Here is a 1,401-nt window from a genome sequence, read left to right as displayed (position 1 = left end):
GCTCCTCCGTCTGCCGCTCCGGCTCCACCACCGGCTGGCACTGCGGCACCATCCAGGCCCGCGGCCAGTCGGTGAGCTACCCCGAGGGCACCGTCACCAACATGACCCGGACCACCGTGTGCGCCGAGCCCGGCGACTCCGGCGGCTCCTACATCTCCGGCAACCAGGCCCAGGGCGTCACCTCCGGCGGCTCCGGCAACTGCCGCACCGGCGGGACCACCTTCTACCAGGAGGTCACCCCCATGGTGAACTCCTGGGGCGTCCGTCTGCGGACCTGATCCCCGCGGTTCCCGGCGGACCACCGGTCCGCTGATCTGAGAAACCAGGCGTCCCCGCCCGCGTCCAGCGGGCGGGGACGCTCGCGTCCGCACCGGGGAACCGTTCACCGGCCACGGCCCCACCCGTGACCTGCCCCGATCCCCCTCCCCTGCTCAGCCCGCCTGGTGGACGACCTCGCCGTCCAGGACCGTCAGCCAGGCGTTCACCTCGCGCAGCCGGTCCTGCGGCAGGGACTCCACGTCCGCGTCGAGGACGACCAGGTCGGCGAGGTATCCCGGACGCAGAGCGCCCAGACGGTCCTCGACCCCCAGCGCGTGCGCGGCGTCCAGGGTGTGGGCGCGCAGCGCCTCGTGCAGGGTGACGCCCTGCTCCCGACCGATGTCGGCCCCCTCCCGGGTGGTGCGGCACACCGCGTTGGCCACGGTGTCCATCGGGCGCAGGCTGGAGACGAAGGAGTCGCTGGACAGCACAGGGCGCAGTCCCAGGTCGATCTCCTCGCGCATGGGCTGGAGCCGGTGCGCGCGGTCCCCCAGGCGGCGCAGGAAGTCGCCGCCGCTGTCGTACAGGAAGTTGGGCTGGTTGACCGGGATGACCCCGTGGTCGGTGAAGCGCTTGGCCTGCTCCACCGTCGGGTATCCGCAGTGCTCGATCCGGGGGCGCGGGTCCGGGCCCGACACCCGCGCGGCCGAGGCGATGGCGTCCAGGGTGTGCTCCATGGCGGCGTCGCCCTGAGTGTGGATCGCGACCTGCCACCCTTCCTTGGCGGCCCTGGTCACCAGGTCCACCAGCTGGTCGGGGTGGTGGTAGAGGCTCCCGGGGAACTGGCCGTGCTCACCGTAGGGAACGCTGAACTTCGCGGTCCCCCCCAGGAGGGTGCCGTCCGAGTAGAACTTCATCCCGGTCAGGCGGAGCCAGTCGTCACCGAACGGGCTCGCGAGGCCGGCGTGGGTGAGGGAGTCGAGCTGGTGCGAGAGCGGCATGCCGAAGGTGCGCAGCGGCAGCGTCCCGGCGGCGCGCGCCGCCCGGTACACCCGCAGTTCGCGTGCGGAGACCTGCGGGTCGCACACCGTGGTCACACCCGCCGACAGGTACGGCCCGGCCGCGTCGGACAGCCAGCCGAGC

2 protein-coding genes (1 of these 2 only partly in view) are annotated in these 1,401 nt (G+C 72.9%); one reads left to right on the top strand and one right to left on the bottom strand.

Features of this window, described 5'->3' with window-relative positions; all coding sequences use genetic code 11:
* On the top strand, positions 1 to 278 hold a 278-nt coding region (locus D452_RS0114200; protein WP_026129306.1), incomplete at its 5' end, for a S1 family peptidase.
* 153 nt (positions 279 to 431) lie between these two features.
* Here D452_RS0114200 and D452_RS0114195 read toward each other — a convergent pair.
* Positions 432 to 1,401, bottom strand: partial view of an amidohydrolase gene (locus D452_RS0114195; RefSeq protein WP_449289518.1) — the 3' portion only. 578 nt of this gene lie beyond the right edge of the window; only the last 970 of its 1,548 coding nucleotides appear in the window; the start codon falls outside the window, past its right edge; the stop codon is at positions 432 to 434.

This window comes from Nocardiopsis prasina DSM 43845, from assembly GCF_000341265.1.
In the GTDB taxonomy this organism is placed as follows: Bacteria; Actinomycetota; Actinomycetes; order Streptosporangiales; family Streptosporangiaceae; genus Nocardiopsis; species Nocardiopsis prasina.
This window is presented reverse-complemented; position numbering and strand designations above follow the sequence as displayed.